The 289-nt window shown below is 69.2% G+C and carries 1 pseudogene; it reads right to left on the reverse strand.

Annotated features, from left to right (window positions below):
- Positions 1 to 289: pseudogene (locus NE591_RS15410) on the reverse strand (hypothetical protein); the annotation flags it as partial.

Below are 289 nucleotides of genomic sequence, written 5' to 3' on the forward strand. Positions count from 1 at the left end.
GTGTAGCCGGCGGTGATGGCGGCCAGGGTGACCAGGTAGATGGCCACGAAGCTGACCCAGGCGCCGATGTTGTCCAGGGGGAAGCAACCGCCGAGCGCGGCGCACAGGACGAGCTCCGGAAGGCCCGTCAGGCCGAACCCGGCGATGCGTGCGGGGTAGCTCAATCGCCCGATGACCGCCTCGGTAAACCAGAATGCCTGCAGGGCGCACAGGGCCAAGGCGGCGGCGAGCAGCGAGTGCGTGATGACGATGCCCTCGACGGGCCCGGCGAAGATGAGGACGGCTGTGC

Source organism: Adlercreutzia sp. DFI.6.23, assembly GCF_024462535.1.
GTDB classification, from domain to species: Bacteria; Actinomycetota; Coriobacteriia; order Coriobacteriales; family Eggerthellaceae; genus Adlercreutzia; species Adlercreutzia rubneri.